At 73.4% G+C, this 18,669-nt stretch carries 15 protein-coding genes; 9 read left to right on the top strand and 6 right to left on the bottom strand.

Features of this window, described 5'->3' with window-relative positions; all coding sequences use genetic code 11:
• Positions 1 to 175: 175 nt before the first annotated feature.
• The gene (gene aceB / locus ACFWJB_RS12630) at positions 176 to 1,798 is read left to right on the top strand and encodes a malate synthase A (RefSeq protein WP_385463190.1); all 1,623 of its coding nucleotides are present in this window, start codon (positions 176 to 178) and stop codon (positions 1,796 to 1,798) included.
• A 77-nt stretch (positions 1,799 to 1,875) separates the two neighbouring features.
• Here the strand turns inward: aceB and ACFWJB_RS12625 are convergent, their stop codons facing one another.
• Positions 1,876 to 2,790, bottom strand: coding sequence for a HipA family kinase (locus ACFWJB_RS12625; RefSeq protein WP_385463193.1), 915 nt, complete (start codon positions 2,788 to 2,790; stop codon positions 1,876 to 1,878).
• Positions 2,791 to 3,131: 341 nt separating this feature from the next.
• Here ACFWJB_RS12625 and ACFWJB_RS12620 point away from each other — a divergent pair, with 341 nt between their 5' ends.
• Positions 3,132 to 4,625 (top strand): PHB depolymerase family esterase, encoded by a 1,494-nt coding sequence (locus ACFWJB_RS12620; protein ID WP_386922048.1) that lies wholly within the window; start codon positions 3,132 to 3,134, stop codon positions 4,623 to 4,625.
• 81 nt (positions 4,626 to 4,706) lie between these two features.
• Here ACFWJB_RS12620 and ACFWJB_RS12615 read toward each other — a convergent pair whose 3' ends face one another.
• Positions 4,707 to 6,245, bottom strand: coding sequence for an IucA/IucC family protein (locus ACFWJB_RS12615; RefSeq protein WP_386922046.1), 1,539 nt, complete (start codon positions 6,243 to 6,245; stop codon positions 4,707 to 4,709).
• 117 nt (positions 6,246 to 6,362) lie between these two features.
• On the opposite strand from ACFWJB_RS12615, the gene ACFWJB_RS12610 reads away from it, so the two are divergent.
• From ACFWJB_RS12610 to ACFWJB_RS12600, 3 genes are all read left to right on the top strand, one after another.
• Positions 6,363 to 7,859, top strand: coding sequence for an IucA/IucC family protein (locus tag ACFWJB_RS12610; RefSeq protein WP_386922044.1), 1,497 nt, complete (start codon positions 6,363 to 6,365; stop codon positions 7,857 to 7,859).
• Positions 7,860 to 7,921: 62 nt separating this feature from the next.
• Entirely contained in the window at positions 7,922 to 9,196 is a 1,275-nt protein-coding gene (locus tag ACFWJB_RS12605; RefSeq protein ID WP_385463205.1) for a vWA domain-containing protein, read from the top strand.
• Positions 9,196 to 9,996: a hypothetical protein gene (locus tag ACFWJB_RS12600; RefSeq protein WP_386922042.1), complete on the top strand. Its 801-nt coding sequence runs from the start codon at positions 9,196 to 9,198 to the stop codon at positions 9,994 to 9,996. The genes ACFWJB_RS12605 and ACFWJB_RS12600 overlap by 1 nt, the downstream gene beginning before the upstream one ends.
• Before the next feature lie 42 nt (positions 9,997 to 10,038).
• Here ACFWJB_RS12600 and ACFWJB_RS12595 read toward each other — a convergent pair whose 3' ends face one another.
• Positions 10,039 to 10,677 (bottom strand): winged helix-turn-helix transcriptional regulator, encoded by a 639-nt coding sequence (locus ACFWJB_RS12595; protein WP_386922040.1) that lies wholly within the window; start codon positions 10,675 to 10,677, stop codon positions 10,039 to 10,041.
• A gap of 87 nt (positions 10,678 to 10,764) precedes the next feature.
• Between ACFWJB_RS12595 and ACFWJB_RS12590 the strand changes: the two genes are divergently transcribed.
• The 4 genes from ACFWJB_RS12590 (at position 10,765) to ACFWJB_RS12575 (ending at position 13,913) form a co-directional block, all read left to right on the top strand.
• Positions 10,765 to 11,973 (top strand): pyridoxal phosphate-dependent aminotransferase, encoded by a 1,209-nt coding sequence (locus ACFWJB_RS12590; protein ID WP_386922038.1) that lies wholly within the window; start codon positions 10,765 to 10,767, stop codon positions 11,971 to 11,973.
• A gap of 180 nt (positions 11,974 to 12,153) precedes the next feature.
• Positions 12,154 to 12,753, top strand: coding sequence for a histidine phosphatase family protein (locus ACFWJB_RS12585; protein ID WP_385463217.1), 600 nt, complete (start codon positions 12,154 to 12,156; stop codon positions 12,751 to 12,753).
• 37 nt (positions 12,754 to 12,790) lie between these two features.
• The gene (locus ACFWJB_RS12580; protein ID WP_385463220.1) at positions 12,791 to 13,438 is read left to right on the top strand and encodes a hypothetical protein; all 648 of its coding nucleotides are present in this window, start codon (positions 12,791 to 12,793) and stop codon (positions 13,436 to 13,438) included.
• Between the two features lie 52 nt (positions 13,439 to 13,490).
• Positions 13,491 to 13,913, top strand: coding sequence for an acyl-CoA thioesterase (locus ACFWJB_RS12575; protein WP_385463223.1), 423 nt, complete (start codon positions 13,491 to 13,493; stop codon positions 13,911 to 13,913).
• Between the two features lie 74 nt (positions 13,914 to 13,987).
• Here the strand turns inward: ACFWJB_RS12575 and ACFWJB_RS12570 are convergent, their stop codons facing one another.
• The 3 genes from ACFWJB_RS12570 to ACFWJB_RS12560 all read right to left on the bottom strand — a co-directional run bounded on the left by ACFWJB_RS12570 (position 13,988) and on the right by ACFWJB_RS12560 (position 18,514).
• On the bottom strand, positions 13,988 to 15,376 hold the full coding sequence (locus ACFWJB_RS12570) for a nucleobase:cation symporter-2 family protein (protein WP_385463226.1): 1,389 nt from the start codon (positions 15,374 to 15,376) through the stop codon (positions 13,988 to 13,990).
• Between the two features lie 267 nt (positions 15,377 to 15,643).
• Entirely contained in the window at positions 15,644 to 17,032 is a 1,389-nt protein-coding gene (locus tag ACFWJB_RS12565; RefSeq protein WP_386922035.1) for an 8-oxoguanine deaminase, read from the bottom strand.
• A gap of 69 nt (positions 17,033 to 17,101) precedes the next feature.
• The gene (locus ACFWJB_RS12560) at positions 17,102 to 18,514 is read right to left on the bottom strand and encodes a nucleobase:cation symporter-2 family protein (RefSeq protein ID WP_385463233.1); all 1,413 of its coding nucleotides are present in this window, start codon (positions 18,512 to 18,514) and stop codon (positions 17,102 to 17,104) included.
• Positions 18,515 to 18,669: the final 155 nt, after the last annotated feature.

Below are 18,669 nucleotides of genomic sequence, written 5' to 3'. Positions count from 1 at the left end.
CACTGAGCGCCACTGTCCCTCGACCCGGAGAATCTCGACATCAACAAACCATTGAAGTTCCACGATGAGGAAACTACTATCCACTGACCAGAAGCACCCCACCGCACAGAGGGTGCACTTTGCCCCATACGTGCCCGTTGGCACCCGGTGCCACCGCTGAAGGAAGTGACAGCTCATGTCCGCACCAGCGCCGTCCACGCTGGCCATCGTCGACGCCGAGCCCCTGCCCCGGCAGGAGGAGGTCCTCACCGATGCGGCGCTCGCCTTCGTGGCCGAGCTGCACCGGCGGTTCACGCCCCGGCGTGACGAGCTCCTCGCCCGCCGTGCGGAGCGCCGCGCCGAGATCGCCCGCACCTCCACGCTCGACTTCCTCCCGGAGACCGCCGCCGTCCGCGCGGACGACTCCTGGAAGGTGGCCCCCGCTCCGGCCGCGCTGAACGACCGCCGGGTCGAGATCACCGGCCCGACCGACCGCAAGATGACCATCAACGCCCTCAACTCGGGCGCGCGGGTCTGGCTCGCGGACTTCGAGGACGCCTCCGCCCCGACCTGGGAGAACGTCGTCCTCGGCCAGCTCAACCTGACCGCCGCCTACACCCGCACCATCGACTTCACCGACGAGCGCACCGGCAAGTCGTACGCCCTGCGCCCGGCCGAGGAACTGGCGACGGTTGTCGTGCGCCCGCGCGGCTGGCACCTCGACGAGCGCCACCTCCAGGTCGACGGACGCCCGGTCCCCGGCGCCCTGGTCGACTTCGGCCTGTACTTCTTCCACAACGCCCAGCGGCTGCTCGACCTGGGCAAGGGCCCGTACTTCTACCTCCCGAAGACGGAGTCCCACCTGGAGGCCCGCCTCTGGAACGAGATCTTCGTCTTCGCGCAGGACTACGTCGGCATCCCGCAGGGCACCGTCCGCGCCACCGTCCTGATCGAGACGATCACGGCCGCGTACGAGATGGAGGAGATCCTCTACGAGCTGCGCGACCACGCCTCCGGGCTGAACGCCGGCCGCTGGGACTACCTGTTCTCCATCGTCAAGAACTTCCGTGACGGCGGCGAGAAGTTCGTGCTCCCGGACCGCAACGCGGTGACGATGACCGCCCCGTTCATGCGGGCGTACACCGAACTCCTCGTGCGCACCTGCCACAAGCGCGGCGCGCACGCGATCGGCGGCATGGCGGCGTTCATCCCCTCGCGCCGGGACCCCGAGGTCAACAAGGTGGCCTTCGAGAAGGTCCGCGCCGACAAGGACCGCGAGGCCGGCGACGGCTTCGACGGCTCCTGGGTCGCCCACCCCGACCTGGTCCCGATCGCCATGGAGTCCTTCGACAAGGTCCTCGGCGACAGGCCGAACCAGAAGGACCGGCTGCGCGAGGACGTGGACGTGAAGGCGGCCGACCTGATCGCGATCGACTCGCTGGAGGCCAGGCCGACGTACGCGGGCCTGGTCAACGCCGTGCAGGTCGGCATCCGCTACATCGAGGCGTGGCTGCGCGGCCTCGGCGCGGTGGCCATCTTCAACCTGATGGAGGACGCGGCCACCGCCGAGATCTCCCGCTCGCAGATCTGGCAGTGGATCAACGCGGAGGTCGTCCTCGACAACGGCGAGCAGGTCACCGCCGAGCTGGCCCGCCGGGTCGCCGCCGAGGAACTGGCCGGCATCCGCGCCGAGATCGGCGACGAGGCCTTCACGGCCGGGAACTGGCAGCAGGCGCACGACCTGCTGCTGACGGTCGCCCTGGACGAGGACTACGCCGACTTCCTGACGCTGCCGGCGTACGAGCAGCTCAAGGGCTGACGCCCGGCCCGCCGCCCACCGCACGCCCGGGCCCCGGTACCGCAGGGCACCGGGGCCCGGGCACCGCCGTATCCGGGTCACTCCAGGTGCACGGACCAGTCCTGCTCCGCGGGCGGTCTGCCGTGCAGGTCGGGGACCTGCTTGAGCCAGGCGGGGCGGCCACGCCGGCTGCGCGCCGCCCGCCGCTCCTCCTCGGCGGCCAGCTCCTCCCGGCTGGGGAAGTCGGTCGGCAGCCACCGCGCGGACGCCTTCACGCGCGCCGAGAGGTAGTCCGCGTAGGCCGCCCGCAGCTCGTCCGGGCCGGCGAAGCCGGGCTCCCCCGTCAGCCAGGCGTCCGGCACCTCGGCGACGACCGCGCGCAGCAGCTCGTCGGTCACCTTCGGCGCGAGCTCGGCGTCGGCGGCCCGGACGTCGGGCGTGCTGTGGCCGAGGGCGTGGTGGCGGAAGTCGTACGCCTTCTCCGGCGCGGAGGTGTCCCAGCGGTGGTGGAAGACCAGGGCCGCGCCGTGGTCGATGAGCCACAGGCGCGGGGGCACGGCGCCGAAGGTCGGCCACACCATGAGGTTGGAACTGTGCACCGTCCGGTCGACGTTGGCCGTGAGGGCGTCCAGCCAGACGATGCGCCCGGCCTCCGCCGGGTCCACCGGGAACGTCCTGGCGACCTCGGGCGTGAAGTCCGCGGCGCCCGGCAGGTAGTCCATGCCGAGGTTGAGTCCCGCGCTGGCGTTCAGCAGGTCCCGCACCTCCTGGTGCGGCTCCCCGGCGGCGAGCGACGGGTCGAAGTGGACGGCGACCAGCTCGGGCACGCGCAGTCCCAGCGCCCGCGCCAGCCTGCCGACGATCACCTCGGCGACCAGCGCCTTGCGTCCCTGCGCGGAGCCGGTGAACTTCACGACGTAGGTGCCTAGGTCGTCGGCCTCGACGACGCCGGGGACGGAGCCGCCGGTGTGCAGGGGCTCGAGGTAGCGGGTCGCGGTGACCTCTGTCAGCATTTCCCTGCCCGCAGCATCTCTTCGCCCTGCCGTCCCTGGGAGCTCCGCGCCGGTCCGCCGCCCGTCGCGGCCTCCGGCATGAAGGGACCAGGGTAACCGGGGTGCCGGCCGGCACGGAGTGCCCGGCGCCCCCACGGCTCCCGGCCGGGCCCGGGCCGTCCCGCCATACACGGCCGGCCGCGCACCGGCCATGGACGCCCGTCACACAGGGGTCACCGCAAGCCTGGCCGCCTCCCCCATGTCACCGCCGCCGAGCGTGCCCGCATGATGCACGGCACACCGCGTCCCGTCCGCGGCCGGCAGCGGCGCCGGACGGGGTCATCCCCGAGGAGGCAGTCGTCATGGGGCAGTCACATCCTCCGGCCCGCCGCACGAAGGGCCGCCGCTTCGCCGCTCGTGTCCGCCGCCGGTTCGCCGCCGTGGCCGGAACCGTCCTGGTCCTCGCGGGCGGTCTGCTCGCCGTGGGACCGAACGCGTCCGCCGCAGGGGGCCTGACCCAGGTCACCGGCTTCGGTACCAATCCCGGCGCCCTGTCCATGTACACCTACGCGCCCGACGGGCTGCCGGCCGGCGCCCCGCTGGTGGTGGCCCTGCACGGCTGCACGCAGAGCGCGAACGACTACTACACGCACTCCGGCTGGCCGGAGGTCGCCGACCGCTACGGATTCGCGCTGGTCCTCCCGCAGACGAGCAGCGGCAACAACGCCAACTCGTGCTTCAACTGGTTCGAGCCGGGCGACAGCGCGCGGGGGCGGGGCGAGGCCCTGTCGATCAGGCAGATGGTCGACAAGGCCCTCTCGCTGTACGCCGGTGACAGCCGGCGCGTGTACATCACCGGCCTGTCCGCCGGCGGGGGCATGACCGCGAACATGCTCGCCGCCTACCCCGACGTGTTCGCCGGCGGCGCCGTGGACTCGGGCCTGCCCGCGTACTGCGCGAACAGCGTCTCCAGCGCGTACACCTGCATGTACAGCCCACCGGACAGGACTCCGGCGCAGTGGGGCGACCTGGTGCGCTCAGCCGCCCCCGCCGGCACGGCCGCCTGGCCCCGGGTGGCGATCTGGCAGGGCACCGCCGACACCACCGTCCGCCCCGCCAACGCCACCGAACTGCGCGACCAGTGGACCGACGTGTGGGGCACCGGCCAGACGCCCTCCCGCACCGAGAGCCTGGGCGGGGGCACCACGCTGAGCGTCTACGACGACCCCGCCGGACGGCCCGCCGTCGAGGTCTACTCCGTCTCCGGCATGGCCCACGGACTCGCCGTCGATCCGGGCACCGGCCCGGAACAGTGCGGCAGCACGGGCACCTACTACCTCGACACCATCTGCTCCAGCTACCACACCGCCCGCTTCTGGGGCCTCGACGGCGGCGCCCCGGACACGGGCACCCTGCCCGCGCCCACCGGACTCACGGTCACCGCGGTCTCCGACACCACGGTCACCCTCGGCTGGCAGCCGGTCGCCGACGCGAAGTCCTACGCCGTCCGGCGCGACGGGACGACGGTGGGCACCACCACGTCGGCCGGGTACACCGACACCGGTCTCGCCGCCGGTACGGCCCACCGCTACACCGTGGCGGCCGTCGACGCCGCGGGCGCGACGGGTGCGGCCTCCCCGCCGGTGAGCGCGACCACCACCGGGTACACGCCCTCCTGTCACACGGCGAGCAACTACGGCCACACGACCGCCGGGCGCGCCCACCAGAGCGGCGGCCTCACCTATGCCGACGGCTCCGGGCAGTCCATGGGGCTGTGGAACACGTTCACCACGCACACCCTGGAGCAGACCGCTCCCGGCTACTACGTCCTCGCGGACTCAGGCTGCCCGGCCTGACCCCGACGGCGGCGACGCCGAGGTGCGTGCGGACACGGCGCCGTACCGGCCGCGCGCGGGATTCCCGGACTGCGCCGGGTCTCACGCCCCGGGCAGCAGCGGATTCGGCAGCGGACGGTAGCGCGCGGCGGCGCCGTCCGCGTTGGTCCAGCGCAGCAGGAGGTTCGTCTTGGCGGGGAGGGCCGGGGCGGTGAGCAGCGCCGGGATCTCGGGCAGGTCGTGGCGGGCGAGGGCGGCGCGCAGGGCGGGCCGCGGGTCGAGGCCCGGGTGGTGCTCGGCGAGGGCGCCGGCGATCTCCAGCAGGTGGTTGACGACCAGGCAGTACACCAGCCGCTCCCAGCCGGCCGCGCGGGGGATGTCCGGGAGGAGTTTGACGCCCTCCGCGTCCCGGAACAGGGCCTGCACCGGGGTGCCGCCGGCGTCCACGGCGACCAGCGTGTTCTGCAGGTGCGCCTCCAGGACGACGCCGTCGTCGGCGAAGGCGGTCAGGACGGGCGGGACGACGGCGTCGAGGTACCCCTCCCACCAGGCCGCGGGGTCCGGCGCGGCCGCCAGGGGGCTGCCGGGGAAGCCCTCCGCGAGGGCCGCGGCGAGCAGCGGGGTCGCACCGGGCAGCAGGCCGGTGCGCAGCCCGTCGCGGACCACGACGGCGAGTTCCTCGAAGGCGAAGTCGGCGGTGCGGTAGCCGCGGTCGGAGAGCCAGGCCGCCGGCGGACCGACCGACGCGAAGGCCTCCGTGACGGCCGTGTCGGTGCGGCGCAGGTTCAGCAGGTCGTGGCGCCACAGGCGGCGGATGTCGTTGGTGATGCGCACGTCGAGGCTGAACTTCAGGAACAGGTCCCCACCCGGCGGGTACTCGGGCGCGTACACCGTGCGGACCGCGGCCGTCGGCCACACCGGGAACGGGGTCGTGCCCAGCCTGAGCAGCCGTCCGTCGGCGAAGGCCGGGGCGAGGGCCGTCGCCGTCAGGCCGAGCTGCCAGGGGTGGGCGGGCAGCAGCCGGTACCCGGGCGGGGCCGCTCCGAGGGCGTCCAGGGCGCTGGTGTCGCCCTCCTCGACCACCGAGTCGGCCCGCACGGCGAGCAGGGCCAGCGGGAAACGGGCGTGGGCCTCCGGCGCGTAGGGGAGCCAGCCGGAGTGCGGGCCGCCGCCGCGCGCCTTGGGGGCGGGGTGGTGGGTGTGGCCGGTGAGCAGGGACTGCTCCGAGCGCAGGTACGGGTCGTCGGGCGGGGCCGCCCCGGCGCGGGCGGTCAGCAGCGCGGCGACCGCGTCCCGGCTGTCGGTCATCTCGGTGGGCAGTTCGTGGTTGGGCAGGCCGGTGTGGCGGCGCAGTTCCTCGGCGACGAGTCTCACCAGTTCGGCGTGGCCGACGCGGTGCCAGCCGTCCGCCGCGCGCACCTCCGGCTCGGCGGGGCGCCGGCCGCCGCGGACCCGGAGCAGCCGGCCGCCGGGCAGCCGGTACACCGGCCGGTCGCCGGAGGCCGGGCCCGGTTCGGCCACCTCCCGCAGCAGGCAGTTCAGCAACGGCACCGCCGCGTGGGCGTCGGCACGTTCCGCGACGCCGTCCGGCGAGGCGGCGTCCGCGCCGGAGGACGGGGGCAGGAGATCCACGCGTTCCACTCGTTCCCTACGGTCTGTCAGAGGGCGGGGACGATCAGTATGTCTGCCGTGGTCCGATCGCCGTGACGTCCCGCTCGTCCCGCCCGCGTACCCGTCCCGTACCCGAGGAGCCCGCCCGTGCACCGTCCCGCCACCGCCGAGGCCGAGGTCGCCGACGAACTGGCCGTCGTCCGGCCCGGTCTCGTCCCCCGGTACCGGGCCGAGCTGCCCGGCGCCCGCGCGGCCGTGCTGACCCGGCTGTGGCGGGCGCTCGCCCACGAGCCGCTGCCGTGGATCACCGGCCGGGAGTCCGCGCGGGGCGGCCTCGTGCTGCGCCTCGGGGACGGCAGGCGGCTGCGCGGCCCGGCCGCCGACCCGTACCGCACCGACGCGTACGTCACCTCGGTGCGGCTCGGCGGGACCCCGTACGACGACCCCGCGCGGCTGGTGACGGACCTCGCCGTGCCGCACTCGGCGGGTTTCGCCGCCGAACTCGGGCACAGTGTCGCGTCCACGGCCCTGTCGCGGGCCGGGCAGGATCACCCGGACGAGTGGCCGGAGAGCGACTGGGGCTGGGAGCAGCGGGTGGTCGACGGTCATCCGTTCCACCCCGCCTGCCGGTCCCGGCCGGGTTTCTCGGTGGCCGAGCAGCTCGCCTACGGGCCCGAGCACGGCCCGGTCGTGGAGCTCGGGCTGATTCCCGTCCCGGCGGCCGGGTGCCTGGTGACGGGGGTGTGGCCGCCGGAGCTCCGGGACGGGGGGCGGCTGCTGATCCCGGTGCATCCGTGGCAGGCCGCCCACGTGCTGAAACGGCCGGGCGAGGCGACGCTTCCCGCGCATCCGCTGATGTCCCTGCGCACGCTCGCGGTGCCCGGCGGTCCGCACGTCAAGACGGCGGTGAGCGCACGGCTGACGTCCTCGGTCCGGGACATCTCCGTCGCCTCGGTCGCCGCGTCGGAGACCCTGTCGGCGTTCGGCCGGGCGGTGGCGGGGCGCACGGACGGGCTGCTGGACGTCACCCGCACCCTGGGCGCGGCCACCGCGCACTCCCCCGACCTGGCCGCCGTCCTGCGCGAGCCGCCCGGCGCGTACGCGGCGGCCGGCGAGCACGTCGTCCCGGTGGCGGCGCTGGCGGCCACCGGGCTGCCGCGGTCCGCCGCGTGGCTGGCCGGCTTCGCGCGCCTCTGCCTCACCGTCGGGCTGGGTCTGCTCGAGCTGGGCGTGGCGCTGGAGGCGCACGGTCAGAACCTGCTCGTGGTGCTCTCCGCGTCGGGCGAGCCGCTTCGCCTGGTCTACCGCGACCTGGCCGACATCCGGGTCAGCCCGGCCCGGCTCGCCCGGCACGGCCTGGCGGCCCCGGACCTGCCCGCGCGCATGCTCACCGACGATCCGGCCGCCCTGCGCCGCAAGCTGTTCGGCTCGCTGGTCGCAGGCGCTCTCGCGGGGGCGGCGGGCTCGGGGGCGGTGCTGGGCGCGGCCCTGGACTCGGCCGTCGGCGAACTTCCGTCCACGCCGGACCTCGTGGCGCTGCGTGAGGAACCGCTGCCGGTGAAGGCGCTGACGCTGATGCGCATGTCGCCCGTCACGGAGGGCGACTTGTGGACGGAGCTGCCCAATCCCCTTTCTGCCAGGTGACGTTGCGGCGTCCGGGCGGTCTCGTTTTGGAGCACGGCAGTCGCGGTCAATAGGATCCGCCGATGATCACAAGAAAACGGCTGGCGGCGGGCGTGTGCGCTCTGCTCGCCGCACTGACGGCCGGGATCGCCCTGCCGGCCGGTGCGGCCGCCGGTGAACCCACGGGCGAGGACGCGCCGAAGGTCGATCTCGTGCTCGACGTCAGCGGGTCGATGCGGACCCGGGACATCGACGGCGGCACGCGGATGGCCGCGGCGAAGCAGGCGTTCAACGAGGTGCTCGACGCGACGCCCGAGGAGGTGCAGCTCGGCATCCGGACGCTGGGCGCCGACTACCCGGGCGACGACCGCGCGACCGGCTGCAAGGACACCGCGCAGCTCTACCCGGTCGGCCCGCTGGACCGCACCGAGGCCAAGACCGCGGTGGCGACCCTGTCGCCCACCGGCTGGACGCCCATCGGACCCGCGCTGCTCAAGGCCGCCGGCGACCTCGACGGCGGGACCGGCTCCAAGCGGATCGTGCTGATCAGCGACGGCGAGGACACCTGCGCCCCGCTCGACCCGTGCGAGGTGGCCCGCGAGATCTCGTCCAAGGGCATCGGGCTGACCATCGACACGCTCGGCCTGGTCCCCAACGCCAAGATGCGGCAGCAGCTGAGCTGCATCGCCGAGGCGACGGGCGGCACCTACACCTCGGTGGAGCACACCGACGAACTCACCGACAAGGTGAACCAGCTGGTGGATCGCGCGGCCGACCCGGTGGTGACCCCGGTCGCCGTCGAGGGCGCCGACGCGTGCGCGAAGGCCCCCGCGCTGAAGTCGGGGCTGTACACCGACCGCGAGGAGTTCGGCAAGCAGCGCTGGTACCGGGTGGACGTGCTGCCCGGCGAGGAGCTGCGCGCCTCGGTGAGCGTGTCCGCCGACCGGGCCGTGAATCCGTCCTACGGCGTGCTGCTGCGGGCGGTCACCGTGCACGGCCGGGAGATCGTGCGCGGCGAGGCGGCGGACAACGGCCGTACGGACGTGGTCTCGACCGGTCTGCGCTACCCGAAGCCGGAGATCGACGACGCGGACACGGACAAGCCGGCCGCGGAGACCGTGTGCCTCCAGGTCACCAACTCCTTCTCCGTCGCGCCCGGCGTGAAGACCACTCCGGGTCTGCCGCTGGAGCTGACGGTCGACGTCGTGGACGGCCCGAACCAGGCCGCCGACGTGGCCGCCTTCGGCCTCGGGCGCGGTTGGTGGCTGCTGGGCGTACTGGTGCTCGTCGGCTTCCTCGCCGGTCTGCTGTGGGGCTGGCTGTCGCGCTGGCGGTTCGCGGTCTGGAGGACCCACTGATGCGTATCACCCGAGCGTTGAGCGCCGGCCTGCTGCTGCTCGGCCTCGCCGCGGCGCCCGCGGCGGCCGACTCCTCGCCCTCCGCGAGCCCGTCGGGCGACGGCGGCGCGCCGAGTTCGGCGGGCACGTCCTTCCGCACGGCGACGGAGATCGAGCAGGGACAGCGGGCCACGGCGAGCGGCTCCGCGGGCGACTACCTGTACTGGTCGTTCCCGGCGGACGCGGAACAGCGGCCGACCGTGAAGGCCACGGTGAAGCTGCCCCAGAAGCACGCCGCCGAGACCTGGCGGATCGACGTGTACGACGGTCTGCGCCGCCGCCAGGCCTGCCAGTGGGGCGCGCAGACGCGCACGGCGGCCGAGGGCACCCCCTCCGTGGAGCTGGCCTGCGTGCTGCGCACGGTCCGCGCCTGGTCCGAGGCGTGGGCCAACGACCCGCTGCCGGGCACGTACTACGTCCGGCTGACGGTGGTGAACCTGCCGACGTCCGACCTCGGCATACCGGTCGGCGCCGAGGTCCGGGTCGACTCCCGTGACATGGGCGGGGCGGCGGCCGTGGACGGCTCGCTGGCCGAGCCGCTGGTGCCGGGCGTCGCGGTGAAGTCCGGGCAGGACGACGACTCCGGGCGCGGCGCCGTGCTGTCCGCGATCGAGCCCGAGGACGGCTGGTCGTCGGGCTGGTGGTCCGACCGGTGGGTGTGGACCGGCATCGGCGCCGTGCTGGCCGCGCTGGCGGGCATCGGCGGCTACGCGCTGACGCGCGGCTCGGGACGCCCCTCGCGGGTGCCGCCGGGCGCCTGAGACCCGGTCAGGAGGCCCGCCCCCGGCGGGCCTCCTGCCGTTTCACCCCTCCCCGAGGGCCTTGGCCGCCGCGCCGTCGCCGGTCACCTCGACGCGCCCGTCCCGCACCGCGTCCCGCAGATCCAGCTCCCCGCGGCTGAGGGCCGCGCACGTCCCGGCGTCCATGCCCAGCCGGGCGTCGGGCTCGCCCGGCGCGGGTCCGTCGCCGTAGACCGGGCCCTCGTCCGCACCGGCGTACAGATGGAAGTCGCCCTCCTCCAGCCGGACCTCGACAAGCCCCTGCGCCGCTCCCGCCGCCCGCAGGGCCCGCAGCAGGGGCAGCGCGAACCAGTGGGCCCGCACCGCGTCCGTGGGCCGCCGCTCCCCCAGCTCACCGGCGCCCCACGCCCCGAGCGCCTCCAGGACGGGCAGCAACTCCCGCCCCCTGAACGTGAGTTCGTACACGTACGCCGCTCCGGGCGGCGGCAGCCGGCGACGGGTGGTCAGTCCTTCGCGCTCCATGTCCTTCAGCCGCGAGGCCAGTACGTCCGTGCTGACGCCGGGCAGGTCGGCGTGCAGGTCGGTGTAGCGCCGCGGACCGGCGAGGAGCTCCCGGACGATCAGCAGGGTCCAGCGGTCGCCGACGGCGTCGAGCGCGCGGGCGGCGGAGCAGTACTGGTCGTAGCTTCGGCGAGGTGACATGCGACGCAGTGTAGACACGTTGTTGGACTTTCCAAGCTCACACTTGGTAAAACCAAGCAACACCAGATACCGGAGGGGAATCGGCGCATGGAGTTCCGGCAGTCGAACAAGCTCAGCGAGGTCTGCTACGAGATCCGCGGCCCGGTGATCGAGCACGCCAACGCCCTGGAGGAGGCGGGCCACAGCGTGCTGCGGCTGAACACCGGCAACCCGGCCCTGTTCGGCTTCGAGGCGCCGGAGGAGATCCTCCAGGACATGATCCGGATGCTGCCGCAGGCACACGGCTACACGGACTCGCGCGGCGTCCTCTCCGCCCGGCGCGCCGTCGCCCAGCGCTACCAGGCCCTCGGCCTCGAGGTCGGCGTGGACGACGTGTTCCTCGGCAACGGCGTCTCCGAACTGGTCTCCATGGCCGTGCAGGCCCTGCTGGAGGACGGCGACGAGGTCCTGATCCCCGCCCCCGACTTCCCCCTCTGGACGGCGGTGACGACCCTCGCCGACGGCAAGGCCGTCCACTACCTGTGCGACGAGCAGGCCGAGTGGTACCCGGACCTGGCCGACATGGAGTCGAAGATCACCGACCGCACCAAGGCGGTCGTCGTCATCAACCCGAACAACCCGACCGGGGCCGTCTACCCCAAGGAGATCGTCGAGGGCATCCTCGACCTCGCCCGGCGCCACGGCCTGATGGTCTTCGCCGACGAGATCTACGACCAGATCCTGTACGACGACGCCGTCCACCACTCGGCCGCCGCCCTCGCCCCCGACCTGGTGGTCCTCACCTTCTGCGGCCTGTCCAAGACGTACCGGGTGGCGGGCTTCCGCTCCGGCTGGCTGGTGGTCACGGGACCGCGGCAGCACGCGCGGGACTACCTGGAGGGCCTGACCATGCTGGCCTCCATGCGCCTGTGCGCCAACGCGCCCGCCCAGTACGCCATCCAGGCCGCGCTCGGCGGCCGCCAGTCCATCCGTGAGCTGACCGCGCCGGGCGGGCGGCTGCGCGAACAGCGCGACGTGGCCTGGGAGAAGCTGAACGAGATCCCCGGCGTCTCGTGCGTGAAGCCCAGGGGCGCGCTGTACGCGTTCCCGCGCATCGACCCGAAGGTGCACCGCATCCACGACGACGAGAGGTTCGTCCTGGACCTGCTGCTGCGCGAGAAGATCCAGGTGGTCCAGGGCACCGGCTTCAACTGGCCCTCCCCCGACCACTTCCGCATCCTGACCCTGCCGTACGCGGACGACCTCGAGGCGGCGATCGGCCGGATCGGGCGCTTCCTGAGCGGGTACCGCCAGTAGCGGCCGACCACACGTGTTCATGATCACAACGCCGGGCCAACTCGTGCGTCCTGCACCGGAATGACCGCGCATCAGGCGCCGGATCCGCCTGGAACGCGTACGTGTGAACGAGTCGGTTCCGCCGGTCGCGGCACACGTGTGACACCGTGCTGACGAGCATCGTGGGAAGGATCGGTGTCCATGGGTGATCTTTTTCTGGTCCGGCACGGCGAGACCGAGTGGTCTCGGTCCGGGCGGCACACCGGGCTGACGGACGTGCCGCTGACCGAGAACGGACGGAAGCAGGCGCGCGGTCTCGTGCCGCTGATCCGGTCGCACCGCATCGGGGCCGCGTTCGTCAGCCCCTCCCAGCGGGCGCGCGAGACGGCCGAGCTGATCGGGCTGCACGGCGTGCGCGTCGACCCCGACCTGCACGAGTGGGACTACGGCGGCTACGAGGGGATCACCACGGTCGAGATCCAGCGGACCCGGCCGGACTGGTTCCTGTTCACGGACGGCGTCACTCCCGGGCCGGCGGACCACCCCGGCGAAACGCCCGAGCAGGTCGGTGAGCGGGCCGACCGGGTGCTGGCCAGGGTGGACGCCGCGTTCGCCGACACCGAGGGGTGCGTGGTACTGGTGGCGCACGGGCACTTCCTGCGGGTGCTCACCGCGCGGCACCTGGGGCTCCCGGCGTCCCACGGGGCACTGTTCCAGCTGGGTACGGGCACCCTGTGCCGGCTGGGAACGGAGCACGGGCGGCCGGTGATCGCCGCGTGGAATGTCAGACCCCCGTCGTAGTCTTCGAAGGTGCCGCCGGTGAGGAGAGGGGGATGCCGTGACACGACCGCCGACCGCCGCGCAGCGTCGTGTCATCGACGCCGCCGACCCGGTCACCGGACGGCTGCGGGGCACGCAGACGCAGCTCGCGGCGCTGGTGAAGCGGGGACTCGCCTTCCGGCACCCGCGCCCTCCGCACGACTGCTTCCTCACCCCGGCCGGGCACCGGATACGGGAGGCGCCCGCCGAGCCGGCGACGGCACCGGCTCCGGAGCCCGCCGCCCCCGCTGCCGCCGACGGCGTGTTCGCCGCGCGGGTGGGGGGCGAGGAGGACGGGCCGCTCGACGCCGGGCCGGCGCGCCTGCGCGAGGTACGGGGGGCCTGGGAGGGCCTGCTGGAGCTGCGCCGGATGACGCTTCCGGACGGGGCCGTGGACCGGCCGTGCGGGTGGGAGCGGACGCATCTGGTGCGGGCCGCCGCGCTGGCGCTGGAGGCGGCGGGACACCGTCCCGCGGGTCCCGGCGGCGACGACGGGTACCGGGTGCGCGCGACACCGCAGCCGGAGGCCGTCGCCGTCCACGCGGCCGACGGCACCGAGCTGGGCGCCTGCGCGGCGACGCTGGAGGCGGCGGGCTGGCAGACCGGGGAGCACACCGAGCCCCGCGGCCGGACCCGTTATCTGCTGGCCTCTCCGCGGAAGGTGTGACGCCCGTGCCAGGATCGTCCGGTCAGTACGTCCACGAGGAGAGGCAGGCGTGGTGAGCGAGCCGTTTTCCGTTCCGGTGACCGTCCGCGGCTACGAGACCGACACGCAGGGGCATCTGAACCAGGCCGTGTACCTCAACTACGCCGAGCACGCCCGGTGGTCGCTGCTCCAGGCCGCCGGTGTCCGCCAGGCCGACCTGGTGGCCCGGGGAGTCGGGCCCGTGGCCCTGGAGACGACGATCCGCTTCCGGCGGGAGCTGCTCGCCGGTGACGAGGTCGCGGTGACCTGCGTCTTCGAGTGGGGCGAGGGCAAGACGTTCCGGATCCGGCAGACCGTCCGCAAGGCCGACGGCACCGTGGCGGCCGAGATCGAGGCGGTCGGCGGGCTCATGGACCTGCGCGAGCGCCGGCTGGTGGCCGACCCGCGGCAGCGGTTCAAGGAACTCGCGGCCCAGCCGGAGCTGTTCGGCCTGTAGCACGCGGTGAGGGCCGGCGCCTCTCCTCGAGGCGCCGGCCCCCGTTAACGCCCCGGGCGCACCGGGTGCCGCCGTCACGGTGCGACGGCGGTGCGGGACGTTTCGCTGATCTCCTCCCCCGCCTCCATCGGGTGGGTCACGTCCTCCGCGTCCCGGCCACTGCCGCCGATGTGGTTGAAGACCAGGTTGAGCAGGACGGCGGCCAGACAGCCCGTCGAGATGCCCGAGTCCAGGATGATCTTCGCGTTCTCCGGGAACGCGTGGTAGAACTCCGGCGCCGCGATCGGGATGATGCCGACGGCCAGGGAGACGGCCACGATCAGGACGTTGTTGTCCTTGTCCAGGCTCGCCCGGACCAGGGTCTGGATGCCGCTCGCCGCGACCGAGCCGAACAGGACCACGCCGGCACCGCCCAGCACCGGCCGGGGAACGACGGCGATCAGCGAGGCGGCCATCGGACACAGGCCCATCAGGACCAGGAAGCCGCCGCCCGCGGCCACGACGAAGCGGCTGCGGATCTTCGTCATCGCGACGAGGCCGATGTTCTGCGCGAAAGCGCTGCACATGAAGCCGTTGAAGACCGGGCTGAGGGCCGAGCCGAGGGTGTCGGCGCGCAGACCGGCCGCGATGGTCTTCTCGTCGGCCGGGCGCTCCACGATCTCGCCCAGGGCGAGCATGTCGGCGGTGGACTCGGTCATCGAGACCACCATCACCACGCACATGGACAGGATCGCGGCGATCTGGAACTGCGGGGCGCCGAAGTGGAACGGCGTCGGGAAGCCGACGACGTCCGCGTCGGCGACCGGCCCGAAGTCCGTGACGCCGAACGGGATCGCGATGAGCGTGCCCGCGACCAGGCCGAGCAGCACCGCGATCTGCTTGACGAAACCGCGGGTGAAGCGGCGCAGGAGCAGGACGATGACGAGCGTGATCGCCGCCAGGCCCAGGTTGGTCGACGAGCCGTAGTCGCCGGCCGTGGGACTGGGGCCCTGCGCCCAGCCGAAGGCGACCGGGAGCAGGGATATGCCGATGAGGGTGATCACCGTGCCGGTGACGACCGGCGGGAAGAAGCGGATCGCTTTGCAGAAGACGGGGGCGGCCAGGAAGCCGAGCAGGCCGGCGACGATGACCGCGCCGAAGATGATCGGCAGGGCGTCGGACTTGTCCTCGGTGGAGGCCACGACGGCGGTCATGGGGGCGACACCGGCGAAGGTGACGCCGTTGACGAACGGGAGGCGGGCTCCGATCTTCCAGATGCCGAGGGTCTGCAGGAAGGTGGCGAGGCCCGCGGTGAACAGGCAGGCGCCGGTGAGGAAGGTGAGCTCGGTGGCGCTCAGGCCGATGGCCGCGCCGACGATCAGGGGCGGGGCGACGACTCCGGCGTACATGGCGGCCACGTGCTGCAGGCCGGTCGTCGCCATCTTCAGTGGCGGGAGTTTCTCGTCAACAGGGTGGTCGGCCACGGCGGCGTCCCTCCGGTCGGGTACACGTCGACTCTGACGTGGGTGTCAGGGAGGTGGTGCGGGTGGGCAGCGGTACCTCCTGCTCGGACGGTGCCGAGGAGGGGGGAGGGACCGGGACGGTCCGTCGGGGGAGAACGGCACCGTTCCGGGGCGCGCGCGGGTGCGCGCACCCCGGAGACGGCCACCGTGGACCCCGCTCGGGTCCACGGCTACCGGCGGGAGCCGTCCCTCTCGCCGGAGATCATGGGGTGTTCGGTCGTACGGTGCTCAGCCCCGCGCGGCGATCCGCGCGAGGCGCCTCGCCTCGTCCCGCGTGGAGCGGGCGACGGCGTCCTCGTCGACGGTGAGCAGCCTGCCGTCCTCGACGATCCGGCGGCCGTTCACGAACGACGCGGTGACCGGTGCCGGGGCTCCGAGGACCAGGGCGGTCACCGGGTCGGCGATCGAGGAGTGGGCCAGGGTGTCCATCCGCCACAGCACCAGGTCGGCGAGCTTGCCCGCCTCCAGGGAGCCGGTCTCGGCGGCGCGGCCGAGGACCCGGGCGCCGCCGTAGGTGCCCAGACGCAGCGCCTCGCGGGCGTTCAGCGCGGCCTCGCGGTGGGCACCGAGGCGGTTGATGAGCAGGGCGGCTCGCAGTTCGGTGTGGAGTTCGCCCGACTCGTTGGAGGCGGTGCCGTCGACGCCGAGGCCGACCGGGACGCCGGCGGCGAGCAGGTCGGGGACGCGGGCGATGCCTGCGGCGAGGCGGGCGTTGGAGGAGGGGCAGTGGGCGACGCCGGTGCCCGTGCGGGCGAAGGCGGCGATGTCGGAGTCGTTCATGTGGACGCAGTGCGCCATCCACACGTCCGCACCGAGCCAGCCCGTGGACTCGAAGTAGTCGGTCGGGCCCATGCCGAACAGTTCGTGGCAGAACTTCTCCTCCTCCGCGGTCTCCGAACCGTGGGTGTGCAGCCGCACACCGAGCCGGCGGGCCAGTTCGGCGCCCCGGCGCATCAGTTCGGTGGAGACGGAGAAGGGCGAGCAGGGGGCCACCGCGACCTGGGTCATCGCGCCGAAGGAGGCGTCGTGGTGCTCCTCGACGGTGGCCTCGGTGGCGGCGAGCGCGTCGTCCAGGCTCTCCACCGCGAAGTCCGGCGGCAGCCCGCCGTCCGACTCGCCGCGGTCCATGGAGCCGCGGGCTAGGGTGAAGCGGACGCCCGTCTCGCGGGCGGCGCGGACGATGGCGCCGGACAGGTCGCCGGAGCCCCGCGGATAGACGTAGTGGTGGTCCACGGCGGTGGTGACGCCGCCGCGGGCCATCGTCGCGAGCGAGCCCTGGGCCGCCGCGTAGACCATCGGCTCGTCGATGCGCGCCCAGGTCGGGTACAGCGCGACCAGCCAGTCGAACAGGTTGTGGTCGGTGGCCAGTCCCCGGGTGATCCACTGGTAGAAGTGGTGGTGGGTGTTGACCAGACCGGGCGTGGCCAGGTGGCCGGTCGCGTCGATCCGGTGGACCACGTTCTCCAGGCCCTCGGGTGCCGGTCCCGCGCCGACGGACTCGATCAGGTTGCCGGCGATCACCACATGTCCGAGGGCGTACTCGGTGTCGTCCGCGTCCACGGTGGCGATCGCGCAGTTCTCGATGACCGTACGCTCGGCCCGCGATGCTGCTGCCATGCTGCTTCCTTGTCTGTCGGTGCGGCCCGTGGGCTGGGTGGGTACCCACGAGGGGGGCACGGCAGGACCCTAGGAGGATTTGAGTGCCGGAACCGTGCTGCCGCTCCGGGTGCCGAGATGGTGGAAGAACAGGTTGAGGACGACCGCGACGATCGCTCCGGCGCTGATGCCGGAGCCGAGCACGGTCTGCGCCCAGGCCGGGAAGCCGGCGTAGAAGGTCGGTGCGGCCAGCGGGATGATGCCCGCGCCGAGCGCGACGGCGACCAGGATGATGTTGGAGCTGTCGTCCAGTCCGGCCTCGGACAGCGTGCGGATGCCGCTGACGGCGATGGAGCCGAAGAGGACGATGCCCGCGCCGCCGAGGACCGGCATGGGGACCAGGGAGACGACCGCGCCGAGGACCGGGAAGGCGCCGAGGACCAGCAGGGTGGCGCCGGCGACGGCGACGACGTAGCGGCTGCGGACCCGGGTCAGGGAGACGACGCCGACGTTCTGGGCGAAGGCGGAGGTGGGGAAGCCGCCGAAGACGGGGCCGAACAGGGTGGCGAGGCCGTCGGTGCGCAGGCCGCGGGTGATGACCCGGGCGTCGGCGCGGCGGTCGCAGATCTCGCCGAGTGCGAGCATGCCGGCGCTGGACTCGGTCATCAGGACCAGCATCACGATGCACAGCGACAGGATGGCTGCGGGCTGGAACTCGGGGGCGCCGAAGGCGAAGGGCGTCGGCAGCGCGGCGACCGGTGCGGTCCGCAGGGCGCTGAAGTCGGCCATGCCGAAGGGGATGGCGGCCAGGGTGCCGATCAGCAGGCCGAGGAGCAGGGCGACCTGCTGGAGGAAGCCCCGGCCGAAGCGCTGCATCACGAGGATGACGCCGAGGGTGAAGGCGGCGAGCGCGAGGTTGCCCATCGAGCCGAAGTCGGCGGCGGTCTTGTCACCGCCCTGGGCCCAGCCCACCGGGACGGGCATCAGCGTGACGCCGATCAGGGTGATGACCACGCCGGTGACCAGCGGTGGGAAGAACCTGAGCAGTCGTCCGAAGAAGGGGCCGACGGCCAGGCAGAAGACGCCCGCGACCATCACCGCGCCGTAGACGGCGGGGAGCTGGTGGCCCGGGGAGTTGGTCTCGGCGATGGCGAGGATCGGGGCGATGCCGGCCGAGGAGGCCGCGTTGACGAAGGGCAGCCGGTTGCCGACGAAGCCCTTCACGCCGAGGGTCTGCAGCAGGGTCGCGACGCCGGCGATGAGCAGCGAGGCCGCGATGAGCCGGGTGCGGGCCTCGAGGCCGAGCCCGCAGGCCTGGCCGATGATGAGCGGAGGAGTGACGACGCCCGCGTACATGGCGGCGATGTGCTGGAGCGCGGCGGGGACGAGCCGCGAGGGGTGGAGCCTTTCGTCCACCGGGTGCACGGACGTGACGGCGTCCTCGATGTGCTCCGGCGGGGTGGAGACCGGGCCTGTGGCGGGCCCTTTCGCAGGCAGTGCCATGGTGTTCCCTCCGGTGTGGCGCGCCCCCCGGCCCGGCTGGGCGGCCGGGGGCGCGCGTACCCCGTCAGAGGTTGGTGATTTAGACCGGGTTGTGTTTCTCGGCGCCCTCGCGCAGGGTTGTGGGCGCGATAAGGCCGGAGGGGCGGTGGGCGGCG

The sequence above is a fragment of the Streptomyces sp. NPDC127100 genome, assembly GCF_042724095.1.
Classification (GTDB): Bacteria; Actinomycetota; Actinomycetes; order Streptomycetales; family Streptomycetaceae; genus Streptomyces.
This window is presented reverse-complemented; position numbering and strand designations above follow the sequence as displayed.